At 61.1% G+C, this 14,428-nt stretch carries 15 protein-coding genes and 1 pseudogene; 10 read left to right on the top strand and 6 right to left on the bottom strand.

Going from position 1 to position 14,428, the window contains the following annotated elements; genetic code table 11:
• Nucleotides 1-60: 60 nt before the first annotated feature.
• A complete protein-coding gene (locus M1E02_RS03330) occupies nucleotides 61-993 on the bottom strand; it encodes a threonine/serine dehydratase (protein ID WP_479376746.1) in 933 nt (310 codons plus the stop codon).
• Nucleotides 994-1,032: 39 nt separating this feature from the next.
• Between M1E02_RS03330 and M1E02_RS03325 the strand changes: the two genes are divergently transcribed.
• Nucleotides 1,033-1,554: a hypothetical protein gene (locus M1E02_RS03325; protein ID WP_479376745.1), complete on the top strand. Its 522-nt coding sequence runs from the start codon at nucleotides 1,033-1,035 to the stop codon at nucleotides 1,552-1,554.
• Nucleotides 1,555-1,832: 278 nt separating this feature from the next.
• A complete protein-coding gene (locus M1E02_RS03320) occupies nucleotides 1,833-2,306 on the top strand; it encodes a hypothetical protein (RefSeq protein WP_479376744.1) in 474 nt (157 codons plus the stop codon).
• 151 nt (nucleotides 2,307-2,457) lie between these two features.
• Here the strand turns inward: M1E02_RS03320 and M1E02_RS03315 are convergent, their stop codons facing one another.
• The gene (locus tag M1E02_RS03315) at nucleotides 2,458-3,126 is read right to left on the bottom strand and encodes a TetR/AcrR family transcriptional regulator (RefSeq protein WP_479376743.1); all 669 of its coding nucleotides are present in this window, start codon (nucleotides 3,124-3,126) and stop codon (nucleotides 2,458-2,460) included.
• Between the two features lie 48 nt (nucleotides 3,127-3,174).
• On the opposite strand from M1E02_RS03315, the gene M1E02_RS03310 reads away from it, so the two are divergent.
• A complete protein-coding gene (locus M1E02_RS03310; protein WP_479376742.1) occupies nucleotides 3,175-4,044 on the top strand; it encodes an alpha/beta fold hydrolase in 870 nt (289 codons plus the stop codon).
• On the opposite strand, the gene M1E02_RS03305 is transcribed toward M1E02_RS03310, so the two are convergent.
• On the bottom strand, nucleotides 4,041-4,937 hold the full coding sequence (locus M1E02_RS03305) for a response regulator transcription factor (protein ID WP_479376741.1): 897 nt from the start codon (nucleotides 4,935-4,937) through the stop codon (nucleotides 4,041-4,043). The two genes, M1E02_RS03310 and M1E02_RS03305, sit on opposite strands and share 4 nt — an antisense overlap.
• 531 nt (nucleotides 4,938-5,468) lie before the next feature.
• Here M1E02_RS03305 and M1E02_RS03300 point away from each other — a divergent pair.
• Nucleotides 5,469-6,461 carry a LamG domain-containing protein gene (locus M1E02_RS03300; protein ID WP_479376740.1) on the top strand — a complete coding sequence of 331 codons (993 nt, stop codon included), beginning with the start codon at nucleotides 5,469-5,471 and terminating at the stop codon, nucleotides 6,459-6,461.
• A gap of 63 nt (nucleotides 6,462-6,524) precedes the next feature.
• Here M1E02_RS03300 and M1E02_RS03295 read toward each other — a convergent pair whose 3' ends face one another.
• Both M1E02_RS03295 and M1E02_RS03290 read right to left on the bottom strand, forming a co-directional pair.
• Nucleotides 6,525-6,695, bottom strand: coding sequence for a hypothetical protein (locus M1E02_RS03295; protein WP_479376739.1), 171 nt, complete (start codon nucleotides 6,693-6,695; stop codon nucleotides 6,525-6,527).
• A 4-nt stretch (nucleotides 6,696-6,699) separates the two neighbouring features.
• Nucleotides 6,700-7,788, bottom strand: coding sequence for a glycosyltransferase family 2 protein (locus M1E02_RS03290; RefSeq protein WP_479376738.1), 1,089 nt, complete (start codon nucleotides 7,786-7,788; stop codon nucleotides 6,700-6,702).
• Nucleotides 7,789-8,160: 372 nt separating this feature from the next.
• Between M1E02_RS03290 and M1E02_RS03285 the strand changes: the two genes are divergently transcribed.
• From M1E02_RS03285 to M1E02_RS03275, 3 genes and pseudogenes are all read left to right on the top strand, one after another.
• Nucleotides 8,161-8,520: a hypothetical protein gene (locus M1E02_RS03285; protein WP_479376737.1), complete on the top strand. Its 360-nt coding sequence runs from the start codon at nucleotides 8,161-8,163 to the stop codon at nucleotides 8,518-8,520.
• A gap of 186 nt (nucleotides 8,521-8,706) precedes the next feature.
• Nucleotides 8,707-9,297: pseudogene (locus M1E02_RS03280) on the top strand (HNH endonuclease); the annotation flags it as partial.
• Nucleotides 9,298-9,361: 64 nt separating this feature from the next.
• A complete protein-coding gene (locus M1E02_RS03275; RefSeq protein WP_479376736.1) occupies nucleotides 9,362-9,637 on the top strand; it encodes a hypothetical protein in 276 nt (91 codons plus the stop codon).
• A 93-nt stretch (nucleotides 9,638-9,730) separates the two neighbouring features.
• Here the strand turns inward: M1E02_RS03275 and M1E02_RS03270 are convergent, their stop codons facing one another.
• Entirely contained in the window at nucleotides 9,731-11,092 is a 1,362-nt protein-coding gene (locus M1E02_RS03270; RefSeq protein ID WP_479376735.1) for an Nramp family divalent metal transporter, read from the bottom strand.
• Nucleotides 11,093-11,267: 175 nt separating this feature from the next.
• On the opposite strand from M1E02_RS03270, the gene M1E02_RS03265 reads away from it, so the two are divergent.
• From M1E02_RS03265 to M1E02_RS03255, 3 genes are read left to right on the top strand one after another with little or no spacing between them, the layout of a single operon-like run.
• Nucleotides 11,268-11,936, top strand: coding sequence for a response regulator transcription factor (locus M1E02_RS03265; protein ID WP_479376734.1), 669 nt, complete (start codon nucleotides 11,268-11,270; stop codon nucleotides 11,934-11,936).
• Nucleotides 11,933-13,375, top strand: coding sequence for a HAMP domain-containing sensor histidine kinase (locus tag M1E02_RS03260; RefSeq protein WP_479376733.1), 1,443 nt, complete (start codon nucleotides 11,933-11,935; stop codon nucleotides 13,373-13,375). The genes M1E02_RS03265 and M1E02_RS03260 overlap by 4 nt, the downstream gene beginning before the upstream one ends.
• Nucleotides 13,372-14,418, top strand: coding sequence for a TAXI family TRAP transporter solute-binding subunit (locus M1E02_RS03255; protein WP_479376732.1), 1,047 nt, complete (start codon nucleotides 13,372-13,374; stop codon nucleotides 14,416-14,418). Before M1E02_RS03260 ends, M1E02_RS03255 begins: the two co-directional genes overlap by 4 nt.
• Nucleotides 14,419-14,428 lie beyond the last annotated feature (10 nt).

Genomic DNA, 14,428 nt, shown 5'->3' with positions numbered 1-14,428 from the left:
CTGCTCCTACCAGATGTCACGTTTCAGTAACAAAACTTTTCGACACGTTAAATAGACGTGCTAAACGGTGGCGGGATCTGTATTGGAGCCACAGAGTACGACGACGACCCGCTCACCTTCGGAAGGGACGTACGCACCACAGTGGAGCGCGGCGAATGCGGCAGCGGCGCCATGCTCCACGATGATGCGGTAGTGCTCCCATAACCAGGTACGGGCGGTGACGATGTCGTCGTCGGAAACCAAGAGGCTTGCTACCCCGGTACGGGACGCCACGGCAAAGGCGATCTCTCCTATCCGGCGTGCTCCCAGGGCGTCAGCCGCTATCCCCGAGACAGCAACATCAACGGGCTCCCCCGCCTGGAGCGCAGCAGAAAGAGTGGGGGCTGTATAAGGCTCCACGGCCACAACCTTGGCCTGGCCTTCCACCGCTGCGGCCACTCCCGCCATCAGTCCTCCGCCGCCCACGGCCACCACAACAGTGTCCACGTCCTTGAGTTGTTCCAGCAGTTCAGAACCAACAGTGCCGGCCCCCGCGGCGATCTCCGGCTGGTCGTAGGCATGGCAATAGACAGCCCCGGTCTCAGCGGCATACTTGATGGCGGCCTCATAGGCTTCCGCATATTCTGCTCCGCCCTGGACCACGGTTGCTCCTGTTGTCACGAGCTTGCTGACTTTTACGGGCGGGGCGTTCTCCGGGACATAAACAGACGCAGCGACTCCAAGCTGGCCTGCAGCATACGCATTGGCAAGTCCCGCGTTCCCGCCGGAAGCGACGACGATACCTACGTCGGGATTCAACTCCCCACGTTCGTTGGAGGCAAGAATGCGATTGAAAGCACCTCTGGCCTTGAACGTGCCGGTGTGCTGCATGAACTCACATTTGAGCCACACGTCGCCCGCGAAAGTTCCCGGGTCAAGTTGGATCAGGGGCGTGCGTCGGACCTTATCGGCGATTCTTGCGGAGGCTTCGTTGACGTCTGCGCGGCTGATCATGCTGACAATCGTAGGGGCACCCAGTAGATTCAGGCGCAGATGACTGCACCCAGCGCAGGAGGGATTCCCGTGGCAGAGGACTTCAATCGTCAGAGCCCGCGGTACGGATGGCTGGCCGGGCCCGCGACCGTCTCCCTGGGGGCAATTGCGCACGTGATCTCCGGGGGCCAGAACCTTGGACCGTTGATTCTCCTGGCACTGACGGCCTTGATCAGCTTGGCCGCAACCTTGCTGGGCGGGCTCTTGGCTTCCGGATGGTCATTGCTGGTGTTTTGCGGGCTGATCCAACAGCTACTGCACCTTGCTTTCGACTTTTTCGGCTCCGTGCCTGGCGGCGTCTCGCCTCGCCACGGACATGATGGTGGCGTGGACTGGAAGCTGCCTGAGCTCTCCCCCGAAGCTGCATCCCCACATTCCGGTGAACTGATGGTGGATAGCCATGTGGCAGCAGCGCTTTTGGCAGCCCTCTTCTTGTCCCGGCTCCAGTCCCATTCCAAAAGCGGCGAATCGGAGCGCTCAAGATCCCTCAAGAAACCCAACGATCCAATCACCTCGGACTGACTTCCGCTCAGGGTCCTGCGGGATCGTGAACGTGAGGGTTTGCGCAGGATTTCCACGGCCTAAGGCAAGCTCAGGCAATCTTTCCTCAAGATCTTCCGCGGCTTCGCAGATTCTCAAGTTTCGGATTTTTCCGCTGTTAGCGTGTCTTCTGTCGAGGCGGTTGAACACATCACCCGCCAGGCCTCACTCACGATCTTTCAGTCATCCGGTTCTTCGGGAGCTGTAATTCTCGCGAGTCTTCCAAACCATTCACTTCTCATCGCCCTTGGAGTTCCGTCATGCGCAAAAACTCGAAAAAGACTGCCGCCGCAGCAGCCACCGCCGTCGTCCTCCTTTCCGGAGCCGGCGTGGCCTATGCCTTCTGGTCCGCGGGAGGCTCGGGAACGGGAACCGCCACCACCGCCACCAATGTGCCTATTACCGCTGTGCAGACCAGTGTCGTTTCCGGCTTGCAGCCCGGCGGTGCCGCACAGGCGTTGAGCGGTAATTTCACTAACGGCAACACCAGCCCGGTGTATGTTTCGAGCGTCACGGCCAGCATCTCCAGCGTCACCGTCAACGGCGTGGTTGCCGTTGGCTGCGACGCCTCCGACTACATCATCGCCAATGCCGCCATGACAGTGGGCGCTGAGATCCCCGCCGGCACTGCCAAGGGCGCTTGGACCGGAGCCACCATCACCTTCAATAACAAGGCCACCAACCAGGACGCATGCAAAGGCGCCACGGTGAACCTCGCCTACGCCATCAGCTAATTCCCTTTTTTACACGTCGACGGCGGGAATCGCCCCCATGTACTGGATCAAGCTCGTGCGATCCGCGGATACCTTCACTGGCTACACAGCACCGGACGTATCCGGCACCGCGGTCCAGTAGTCAGGGGTTCGCTAGCCAGGGGTTCGGTAGTTAGGTGGCAGCTGGATCCGCCGACAGCCCGATATCCGTCGGGGCACCCAGTGCGATGAGCCGATCCCTGATCCCGCTGCGCGCCAGTGAGTATCCACGCGATGTGCGGTGCAGCAGGGAGGTCATGTTCGCGGCATCCAGCATGGCGCCGATCTCGAATGCGAGCACCTCCGCGGCGTTGGTCCGGCCTGCCAGGCCGGGCAATTCCGGCTCAGCTTCGTGCACTGCCCGGGTCAGGAACGCCAGCCATTCCTCGTCGATCCGCGCCAGAAGCTCACGGGCGGCGTCGTCCTTTGCCGAGGCGTCCGCCCCGACGGCACGGAAAAAGCATCCGCCCGCGAATACCCGCCCCTCGGAATAATCCAGCCACAGCTCAACAAGGCCGATGAGTCTGCGGAGTCCGCGAGGGCGGGCCAGCGCCGGGGTGATGACCTTCTCGATGAAGACAGCGCGCGCTGCTTCGATGGTGGCCAGCTGCAGGTCCAGCTTTGAACCGAACAAGGTTGCGACGTTGCTCTTGCTGACGCCGAGCTCATTTGCCAGTCCCCCGATTGTGAGCCCGTCGAGTCCGCTCAGCGACGCCTGGTCAACCGCGAGGCGCAGAACGGCGCGGCGGGACTCGTCGCCGCGCTGGCGGCGTCCGTCGAGTGGTGCAGGCGTGGTTTGCATTTAGAATCCCCTAGACAGTACGAACGGTCGTGTGTGTATATTAGCACTATGACAACACAAACGCCTACTATCCCGCGGACGGTTCATGCCCTTCGCCTGCTTGAGTCGGTCGCCCCGCCGCTCGCAGCAGAGACTGCCTACAGCCTTTGGGTCCGGCCCGGAAAGCGCAAACCCGTCCATGAATCGGAGCGGTATGTCATGGAGCACGCCAGGCGGTCCACCATCCGGGTGCAGGGGCGGCGTGTGGCTGTCTATCGCTGGGGAAACGGGCCTCGTGCTGTACTCCTTGTCCATGGCTGGCAAAGTCGTGCGTCTGCATTTGCTCACCTCGTGCGTGAACTGCGTGCGGCGGGACGCACCATCGTGGCCTTTGATGCCCCGGCCCACGGCGAATCCGGCGGCCTGCGGACCGATGTACGCGATTATGCTGCCATCATTTCCGAGCTCGGCCGCCAGCACGGCGGGTTCGAGGCGATCGTGGCGCATTCGTTCGGGACGCCTGGTGCAGCCCTTGCCATCCGGGGTGGGGTGCGGGTGGGGCGCCTTGTTACTGTGAACGGCGCCGCTGACTTCGAGTATCTTCTGCAGAGCTTCGCTCAAAAGCTCGGGCTTGGTAGCACAAGTGTGCTAGCTGTGCGCCGCCGGACGGAGCGCCGGCTCTTCCGGGGACGGGCCGATATTTGGGCCACACTCTCGGCCACGGCCCCGCTGCCTGTCGAAGTTCCATGGCTGGTGATCCACGACGACGCCGATACTTTGATCGGGCTGGACCAGGCCCGCGCCCTACTGGCGGCCCACCCCGCATCCACCATCCTCGTCGTAACGCACGGGCTAGGGCACAACCGGCCGCTGCGTGAACGCACCGTGCTGGACCGGATCAGCACCTTCCTGTCACCGGGCCTGAACCTCCAGCACTAGGGAGCCAGCCGGTAGCCGACTCCACGGACTGTTTCCACCCATTTGGGCGCCTTGGGATCGTCGCCGAGGCGGTTCCTGAGATTCCCCATGTGCACCTCAACTACGCGCTCCTCGGCCGCGCTGACGAACGAACCCGAGCCGTAGGGATCGTTGCGGAGCCTGCGGACCAGCTCCTCCTTACTCTGGACACGGCGCCCATTTTCCATAAGTACAAGAAGCAGATTGAACTGTGTGCGCGTCAGCTCCACCTTCTTGCCATCAATCGTTGCCGCCCTCGTGCCCTCGTTAAGAGTCAACCCGCGGTGCTCCAGGTCGCGGAACTCATCCGCCTCCCCCGCCCCAAAAGGAGGCCTGGCGGCGGGCTGCCCCAGTTCAGGCTGCACCACAGCGCGGGCCACAGCGGGTTGCAGCCGGGCAGGTTCAGGCATGGCCGGTTCCCCTGCATGGCGCGTCATCGAAGCGGCTTCCATGACGGCTGGTTCCATGATGGCCGGTTCCATGATGGCCGGTTCCATGATGGACCACCGTGGCCGCCGGAGCATCGCCGCGATCCGCGCCCGGAGCTCCCGGGGTCGGAAGGGTTTGGTGAGGTAGTCGTCAGCGCCGGCCCCAAATCCCATAAGTGCGTCGGCTTCGTCCACCCGTCCTGTCACCATGATGAGGTAGGCATAGCTGAACGTCCGGATCCGCCGTGATGCCTCGATCCCGTCAAAGTCGGGAAGGTTCAGGTCCATGGTGATAAGAACCGGATTGTGCTTCCGGACAGCTTCCACGCCTTCCGTCCCGGATGAGGTTGCATGGACGGTAAATCCGGATTGCCGGAGGACATCCCCCAGTGACTCCCGGATGTCGTCGTCATCCTCCACAACCACAGCAACGCCGCGATTCACCACTCTTGCTCCCAGCCTTCTTTGATTCCAAATTATGAATAAATTCTGGTCTCAGAGTTCCGGGTACATTAAGTGCACCGAATTACGATCCAGATTAGTAAGCCTGCGTACTGTACTGCACCGTGCGGCGCGGTCGGGCGCTTCATCCTTTGTCGCTGAAAAGATCGCTACGGGACTGGCATTCGATTATCGGGATCGCTGGGGTGCAGAAATGAGCCTACACATGATAACGGCTTTCTTGTCCGATCCAATCCAATCTTGAGTAGTTCTTGAGTTGTTACCAAATCTTGTGCAACTTTTGAGCTAAATTGCCGCGTCTCAAGATATGTGTTTGCTATTGCGCTTTTCGAGTTAATTGATTGATGATCATCTTGTGCTCGCTGGGGGCACGAGGCTGCTTGAGGGGGAGCACCAACGCAATAGGGGGCGTGCATGTCGTTTTTTCTTAGGTCCCGTTTGTCCGGTCTCAGGTCTTCGCGGGTGGTCAGACCGTTGGCCGTGGTTCTTGTCTCTGGCCTTACTATGCTTACCGTCGTGAGTTCTTCCCAAGCCGCAGATACCACCCCAATGTCTTCAGACCCAGGACCAGCAGGAAGCTTTGCCTGGAAGGGGTTCAACTGGGAGAAGAGGTTCTGGGGTGGGGCCCCGCAGTACAACAAGCTGTTCAGTGCCAATAACGTCAGCAATCCCGACGCCAACGGCCACGTCACCTTGAGCCTCACGAATCCAACGGGCGCCGAGCCGGTGGGCGCAGAATTCCAGTCCACACGCCAGGGCTTTGGCTACGGCACTTACAGCACCACAGTGGAAAAGAATGTGAGCCTTCTCCAAAAGGAAGTCGTGTGGGGGTGCCTGTTCACCTACGATCCCCTGGCCACACCGGGATACAACGAGATTGATCTCTGTGAGGCCTCTGCCTGGGGAGGCGGAGCAGGCTACGGCGAATCCTGGCCGGTAACCCAAGGCCATGGCTACTGGTTCGACGCGAGCAAGCCTCCGGGCGAAGGCAACAACACGGTGGTTTTTGATGTCACCAGTGACCCCGTCCTCACTCACAAATTGGTCTGGGAGCCTGGCAAGCTGACCTTTGAAACCTATGCCGGTGAGGGATATACCGGCCCGTTGTTGAAACGGACCATCCTCGAAGGAACCACGGTCCCCAAGCCTGCCAAGGAACAGATCCACTTCAACCTATGGGTGACGGGCGGTGGTGGTGGCGATCCTGCCCACGTCAAGCCTGAGTCGGTGGTCGTTCGGGACTTCTCCTTCACACCTGCAGCCGTGACACCGGATCCAGTGACGGCCATCGCGCTTACTGCCACGAACGCCAAGGTCAAAGGCGTCAACAACACCACCGTGCGGTGGACAGGGGCCACAGGAACCAGCGTCACACTCCTGGTGAACGGTGTTAGGAATACCGTGCCGAACACCGGCAGCTACAACAACAAATTCAAGGGCAGCGTCACCACTACTTACCAAGTCTGCGATACGGCTGGATGCTCCAATATCGTGAAAATCCAGACTTAACGGAAAAGCCCGGGGCGGTACCGCTTTGCGGCCGCCCCGGGCTCTCCCGCAGGGAATTACTGACTAAACAGCGTCCGACTTGGCTTTCACAGGAACAATGCGCTTGATTGCCGCACCCAGGGCAACCAGGGCAAATGCTGCCAGACCGAGCCAGAGGATATCCCCGGCGCCGGTCAATGCCAGTGTTCCGGCGCCTACTCCTGCTGCTGCGGGGGCCGCTACGTTGTTATACATATCTCTACCAAGCTTTCTTGTTGTTCAGGGCTGCATCTAAATAGGCCTTCGAGTGGACCACCTGCAGAAACAGGTCGATCACGAGTTCGTACATCGTGGCGGCGGCGAGCATGTATTTCCATCCCCGGAGCCGCACTGTTACTACACGTTCGATCACGAAGACACCGGTCACGGCGAGCCAGAAGGGGTGCAGGTGCAACCCGGATCCCGTGCCCAGTGCAAGCGCGATCGTGGCAAAGTAAATAAGGGTCACCAGGACACCCGTCATGGCCAGGAGTTGCCGTCCCCAGTACGGCCGCGTGACCCTGGTCCAGCCGTACTGGACGCAGTTCTCCACTGCTCCGCGCTTCCACCGAAGCCGCTGCCCCCACAATTCCCGCCAGGAAGGCATGATCTCCGTGACCAGGGTGCAGTCGGCGGGCGACTTGATCCGGTAACCAAGCGTCAGCAGCGCGAAGGAAAGCTCATTGTCCTCGGTGAGCACAGTGGTGTCATACACCCCGCCCCGGCCATTGCCAGGGGGGAGGATTCCGTCCAGCCTGGCCTCCACGACGTGCTCAAGGGTCAGCACCCGGAACAGCGCGGCAGTACCAGTGACGACGAGGCACTTCCCGTTGAGCCGCCTGACATCCCGTGCGTACCTGGCATACTCGTTGCGCTGCAGATGACCCACAAATCCGCCGCCGGTTGCTCCGCTGAACACCCCACCCACAGCGCCGAGGAAAGGATCGGCGAACAGATGCCCGACAGCCTTTTCGATGAAGTCAGGGGCAAGCTGTGAGTCAGCGTCCTGCACCAGGATAAGATCGTCCGGGGCCAAATGCGGGAGGACGCCCGCAAGCGCGAAGTTGAGGGCTCCGGCTTTCTTATCTGTGTTCCCCACAGTCCTGATCACTTCGGCTCCATGAGCCAAGGCGATCGCCTCTGTGTCGTCAGTGCAGTTGTCTGCTATTACAATTACCCGGTGAGGGACGCAGGTCTGGCCTGTCAGGGATTTGATCGTCTCCCCGATTCCCGCAGCCTCATTGTGTGCCGGAACCAGTACAGTAATAATCGAATTACCCGCTGGCCGATAGCGTCCGCCCCTAAGCATCAAACGCCGGGATCGCGTCCTTCACGCATAATTCAACATGACAATTTGCCCCAACACGCATGAATTCATCCCTATAGGTCTTTTTGGCCATACATTTCGCCTGATTCTTGCAACCAAAACTCAAATCTCAGGAAGCAAACTGTCAAAATGAGATCATCTTCTACCAAACTAATTGAGCTCAACTTCCGCAATTTATACGCAAGATGACGCTGCTGGAAAGTTCCGCCGTCGTTATTCTGGTTTTGTTGTCCCGACTTTGCCTTGCGGGTGAGAAGGCACGCTTTGTCAGCCGGGGATGCGGCGACAGGACCTTCGGGGCTACGGTGTGCTTGGGGATGAGTTCCGTTTGGTAGCTAGACCAAAGGATGAGCAATGGGTGATGTGTGGCTCCGCACCATCAGCAACGGCCTGGTTCGGGCAGATGCGGTCACTGAAATTGGTTGTTCCCGTGGGTCCCTCCACGAGGAAATGGGATATTCAGTGAAGGTAGTCGCGGGTGGCAAGGCCCACCCCCTCATTGACGACAGCGACCTTGAGGGAACCATGGCCGAACGAATGGAGCACGCACGCCAGATGGTCGATGCTTTGCTCAAGGCCATGGATGCAGCGGGCAACGGCGGCCCTTCCACGGTCATCAGCCATGAAGCTGCCAGTGGTCGTTGGAGACTGACACCGTCCTCCGAGCTTGCCGCTGGTGTTGAGGTACCTGGTGTTGAAGTGCCGGGATCCTAAGCGTTGAGGTTCGGTTTAATGTCGGTGGTGGCTGGAAGACTCTTTCTATGGGAATTGCAGGGGTCGACGGCGGCACTCGCTTTGGCGCGCGGCCGCGGGCCGGTGGGTGATGTGTCTGTGGGGCACGTGCTGTCGGCCCTCGCGGCTGTCCGTCCCTGCGCTGATGGTGCCGGTCTGATTGATCAGGTGCGCCGGCTCTACACCGCCCCCGGCACCGGGGACCTGATCGCGATGGACTCCCGCGCCCGGCACTTCCCACCCGCGCTGCGCCGCTTTATCCACGCCCGGGACCACACCTGCCGCACGCCCTACTGCGACGCGCCCATCCGCCACCTGGACCACATCACCCCCTGGCACCAAAACGGCACCACCACCACAACCAACGGCCAAGGCCTCTGCGAAGCCTGCAACCACACCAAAGAAACCCCCGGCTGGACCACCCACACCATGCCAGGCCCCCGGCACACCACCCCCGAACATGCCGCTATCGGGATCCCCGCCCGTCCCAGTCGGAGCACTCCCCGGCCCGCCTCCGCACAGCCCGCTCCAACCCGGCTCGCCTCACAATGCTGCCCACCGCCCGGTCAACCACCAACGACGCGAACTCCTCCACCGCGCCAAAACACAGAAACGCGCCCGCTACAAACGACCCGCAGCCGCATAGGGAGTATGAAAGAACTTATGGGCGTTAGCATCCGCGAGGCATTTACATCACCCACTGAGCGGAGCTACATTAATGCTCCGGCCGCAGGGCAGAATCGAGGCTGCCGGCGGTGATCGGGACCTGCAAGAGACCAGCGAAGAGGCTGTGCGACTGGGGTGCAGCCGGTAAGGAATAACCATGAGCCCCACTCCAAAACAGCCCGTGACCGATGACAGCATCCAGGTGCGCCAGGTCAGCCATTACCAGTTCACGTGGGTCGCCGGAGACGCCGGAAAACGCGGCACGTGGACTCTCCAGCTGGTGCTGGACGCCGGGGCCTGGGAGGAAGTCCTGACGATCGAAGCCGACGACGCCGACAACCTCCAGGATCTCCTGTCCACCGCCCACACTGTCTTCTACGACATCCGTCGCCAGACTCTCATGTTTGGCACCACAAAAGTGGGCCATCAGTAGGCATCCGCCTCAACCCATGGGGAACGCATCAGTACGACGGCGGGAACCTCCCGCCGTCGTACTGATGCGTTTCCGGTGAACAGCTAACCCGCGCTAACCACCGAAGAGCGGCGACAGCGCCGTCCAGAACTGCCGGACTCCCAGCACAACGAACAGCAGTGCGCATATTCCGAGCGCAATATTCGTGTGGAGTTTGTTAGCCCAGACCTTGGGGATGCGTTTGCCATTAAGCAACCCCAGCAGGGTCAGCGCCAGGAACGGCATGAACAGGGCGCCAAGAGCCCCGTAGGCAAGGATCAAACCAATCGGTTGGCCCAGCGCGAAGAGGATCATCGGCGGGAAGGTCAGCCACAGGATGTAGAACTTGAAGTATTTTCCGCCCACTCGGGTATCGGGGTGACCCGATTCCTTCCCCCGCATGTTGCCCCAAAAATCAGCAAACATCAGGGAAACACCATTCCAGACGCCGAGGATAGAGGAGAATGAAGCAGCCCAGAAACCAATCAGGAACCCTGCGCCGACGGTATCGCCATATTCGGCCTTGAGGACGTCATACAGATCAAGCAGCCCCTCGTCGCTTGCACTCAGGGAAACACCAGCGGAGCGTACAACCTCTGCCCCCACAATCAGCATGGCGATCACGAAAATGCCGGTCATCACGTAAGCCATGGAGTTGTCTATCCGCATGACTTTCATCCACTTCGGCGTGTACCAGCCCTTTTCGCGCAGCCAGTAACCATAGGCCGCAAGGGTGATGGTTCCGCCAACGCCACCGGCCAGTGCCAGTGTGTAGAAGATGCCGTCCTTTGCCTCGGGGATCATCGGAATGAGGCCGGTAAGCATCTCAGGAATGTTGGGCGCAGCGATGATGGCGAGGCCCACCACGGTGATGAACATCAGGCCCACCAAAGCGGCGGTGATTTTCTCGAAGGTGGCGTATTTGCCCCACCACACCATGGCGAAACCAGCGAGACCCATCAGGATGGCCCACGCCCACAGCGGGAGGATCGGGAACACGGCTGCCAGGGGCAAGGCAGCCGAGGACATCGCCGTGGCCCCGTACACGAAGCCCCAGATCATGATGTAGGGCCCAAAGTACCAGGTGGTCCATTTGCCGAGGGTCCGCCATCCCTCAAAGATCGTTTTTCCGGTTGCCAGCGTGTAGCGGCCTGCTCCTTCGACGAGGATGATCTTCAGAACCACGCCAACGATGACCGCCCAGAAGAGCCCGTATCCAAAGCGGGAACCGGCCACCAACGTGGCGACCATGTCGGCCGCACCCACGCCGGTGGCGGCAACAACCAGGCCGGGACCAACGATGCGCCATTTGGCGGGACGGCCGCCGTCGTCGTCTATGCGGTCAGCGTGGCTGACCTTGCCAGCCGGAACGTGCTGGTCGGCAGTAATCAGCGGTTTGCCCGATTGGTTGGTGCTGTCCATGGCGTCGTTGCTCATGGTTCCTCCTCGACGTTGACAGGGCCCTGAATCAGGGGACTTCAGCCAAACTATGCGTGACCGGCAACACATCCAAGGCATTCCAGGTTTTCCTAACACTTCCTTAGGTTTAGATGCGAGCACGTCATACGATGTCGTGTTGCAGGTGCTCATTCAGCCAAAAGGGATCCAAGCCATGGAATTGCTCATCGTCGAGGATGACGACGCCATGGCGTCTGCGCTCGAAGCAGCGGTGGTCTCAGCCGGGCACAAGGCAACCAGGGTTTCCCGTGGAACAGACGCTTTGCTGGTCCACCGAAAATTCGACGTCATCCTCCTGGACCTGGGACTGCCGGACCTTGACGGACTCGACGTCCTGCGGAAGCTCCGCCAGGTGACCCACTGCCCTATTCTGATCCTCACAGCGCGGGACGATGAGCGAAGCGTGGTGCTGGGCCTTCGGCTCGGGGCCGACGACTACCTGGTGAAACCCGTGAAACTCGTGGAGCTGCTGGCCAGAATCGAAGCTGTCACCCGGCGGGTAGCGTGGACCAACGGCACCCGGAACCAGACCCTGGTGGTTGGAGAGCTCGACGTCGACCTCGACCGTCGCGTGGCCTCCGTCGGACCCCGCGTCCTGGCTCTGACGGCCACCGAGTTTGATCTCCTTGCCTTGCTGGCACAGCACGCGGGGTCCGTGGTCACGCGGGAGCAAATCCTCGATGTCCTCTGGGGCGATGCTTTCATGGCCTCGTCGCGTTCCCTTGACGTCCACCTGACTGGCTTGCGGGCGAAGCTGGACCTGCCGGGTTTCATCATCAATGTTCGCGGCGTGGGGTACCGGATCGAAGCGGAACCGGCGTGAGGTTGCGGGTGCTCGGTGTCCTGAGCCTGTTGTCCTTGCTCATAGTGATCGGCGTGTCCTACGCCCTGGTGACATCGGCCAGCAGGGAGCTCACCCAGGAACTCCAGATCAACAGGGTCTCGTCGCTCAACCGGTTCGCCCAGCTTGCCTCCGACACAGCGCTCGACGGCGACTTCACCAGACTCCAGCGGGAGATGGACCGCTACTCCGAACTCTACGATGAAGGCATCATGATCCGGCTCCAGGAAAGGACGCTGCGGTCCGGGGACCTGGATGGGGACCGCCCCGATGTCCGCAACGCCCTGTCCAGCGCGAGCCTGAACCTGACTGACACAACGCTGCCACCCCTGCTGCCCTTTGAAAGTGGCTCCGACGTGATCTCAAGATCGTTCGGCAGCGCCAATCAGGTCCTGGGCGAAGCTGTCCTCGAAGTAAATCAGGACGCCGCGAGGCAAAAACTCCGCGAGCGCTGGCTAGGCGTCGGAATCGGAGCAGCAGCTTTGGAGGCAGTCCTTCTCCTGTTGGCCAGCAGGGTAACCGGTTGGGTACTGCGCCCCATTCATCGCCTGAACACGGCAGTAAGGGAACTCGCAGCCACAGGGAGAACCAGTCAGCTTCCGGAAGACGGCCCGCCTGAGCTGCGGGCCTTGAGCCACTCCTTCACCACCATGGCTGAAACGGTCACGGAAAGCATCGAATCCCAGCGCCAGCTTATTGCCGACACCTCTCACCAGCTGCGCAATCCGGTGGGAGCCCTGAGGCTGAGGATCGATCTGCTGGAGGTTGAACTGCGGAACAGCGCAGAAAAGGCAGCCGTGACCGGAGTGGTGGACGAGCTGGAACGCGTGGAAGAAATCCTCGACGGCGTCCTGAAACTCGCAACGGCCGAACACCGGGCCTCGGAAGGGGCAGCCAGAAGTACCATCGGTCAATCTGCGCCGCACTTCGAAACCCTTCTTGATCCCGGCGTGGTGCTGCAGGAGGAAGTCGAAAGGGCAGGGCCTGCGGCTCGACGGTCCGGATGCCGGCTTGTTCTGGAGATGCCGGAGACCTCCATGGAGCTCGAGTGCAACGCCACGGAATTGGCCGAAATGGTGGGCGAGCTTCTCAACAACGCCATCAAATATGCCCCTGGAGCAACAATCACAGCGGGCATTCGCCTCCTCCCCCGAATGCTGGTCATCGAAATAGCCGATGACGGCCCTGGCCTGACGGAGGATGAAAGGACGGCGTCCCTGGGCCGGTTCTGGCGCTCTCCCCAACACCGTCACCTGCGCGGCAACGGCCTGGGCATGACAATTGTGTCCCGCCTTGCCGGTGCCAACGGCGGGAGCCTGAGACTGGCGGAAGGCGATCCGCACGGCCTGGTAGCCCGCCTTGAATTCCCCTTGCAGCTTGAGTCTCCCTTGCCGGCACACACTGGCGGGGCCAACGCATGAGAAGCAATGCGGACAGCGGTGCCCAGCAGGTCAATCCACAGTTGCCTCGGCGGACCGTCCTCCGGGCGGGGGCGGCCGTAGGACTGGCAGGACTGATCCTTCCCGCCATCGGAGCGTGCAGTCCCGCGGAGAGCCCGGAAAATCTGATAGTGGCTGGCGGGGAGCCTGGCGGTTTCTACCTTGAATTTGCCACCTTGCTTGCGGAATCGCTGCGACGCCACGGCGTCGCACGCAATGCCGTCCCGATGACCACTGGAGGCAGCCTCGAAAACATCGACCGGCTCCTGGCCGGGGAGGCAACGTTCGCCGTCGCGCTTGCAGACGCGACAGTGGAAAAGGCGTCCGCAGAAGAGGGAGGCGCTGAAGGGGGGAGGATAGTGGCCTTAGGGAAGGTCTACGAGAACTATGTGCACTGCGTGGTGCGGCGGGACAGTGGCATCTTGAGCCTGACGGATCTTGCCGGCAGGACGGCAGCCGTCGGCGCGAAGGGATCCGGAACATCCTTCACCGCCCACCGGATCATCCAGGCAGCGGGTCTGGGAGGCTCATCAGGCAGTCCTTCCTCAACCCCCCTTCCATCCCATGAGCCCGTGAAGGAGCTGACGTTGGGTCTCAACGCCGGGCTGTCAGCTCTCCGGGACGGTTCCGTGGACGCCATGCTGTGGTCAGGTGGCGTACCCACAGCAGCCATTACTGCGGCAAACGGGGACCTCGGCCTCCGGTTCCTTGACCTCTCAGATCTCATCCCGGCAATGCGCAACCAGTACGGCGCCTTTTACGATCGTGTCATCATCCCGGAGAACAGTTATGAGGCAACCCCTGAGGTCGGGACTGTGGGGGTTGCAAACCTGCTCCTCTGCCGGCGCGATCTGGAGGACCGGACGGTGACGAAAACCGTGGAGCTGCTGGTTGGTCATGGGCAGGAACTCATTCCCCGGTCCAGTCTTGGCGTGCAGTTCCTCAGCACGGAAACACTGATAAATACCGCTGGGTTGCCGCTTCATCCTGCTGCTGCTGCAAGCTACCGGCGTCTGCACGGCTAAGGCCGGCCCC

Source organism: Arthrobacter sp. Z5-13, from assembly GCF_056499105.1.
The sequence above is the reverse complement of the archived record's forward strand: the minus strand, read 5'-3'. Positions and strand labels throughout refer to the sequence as shown.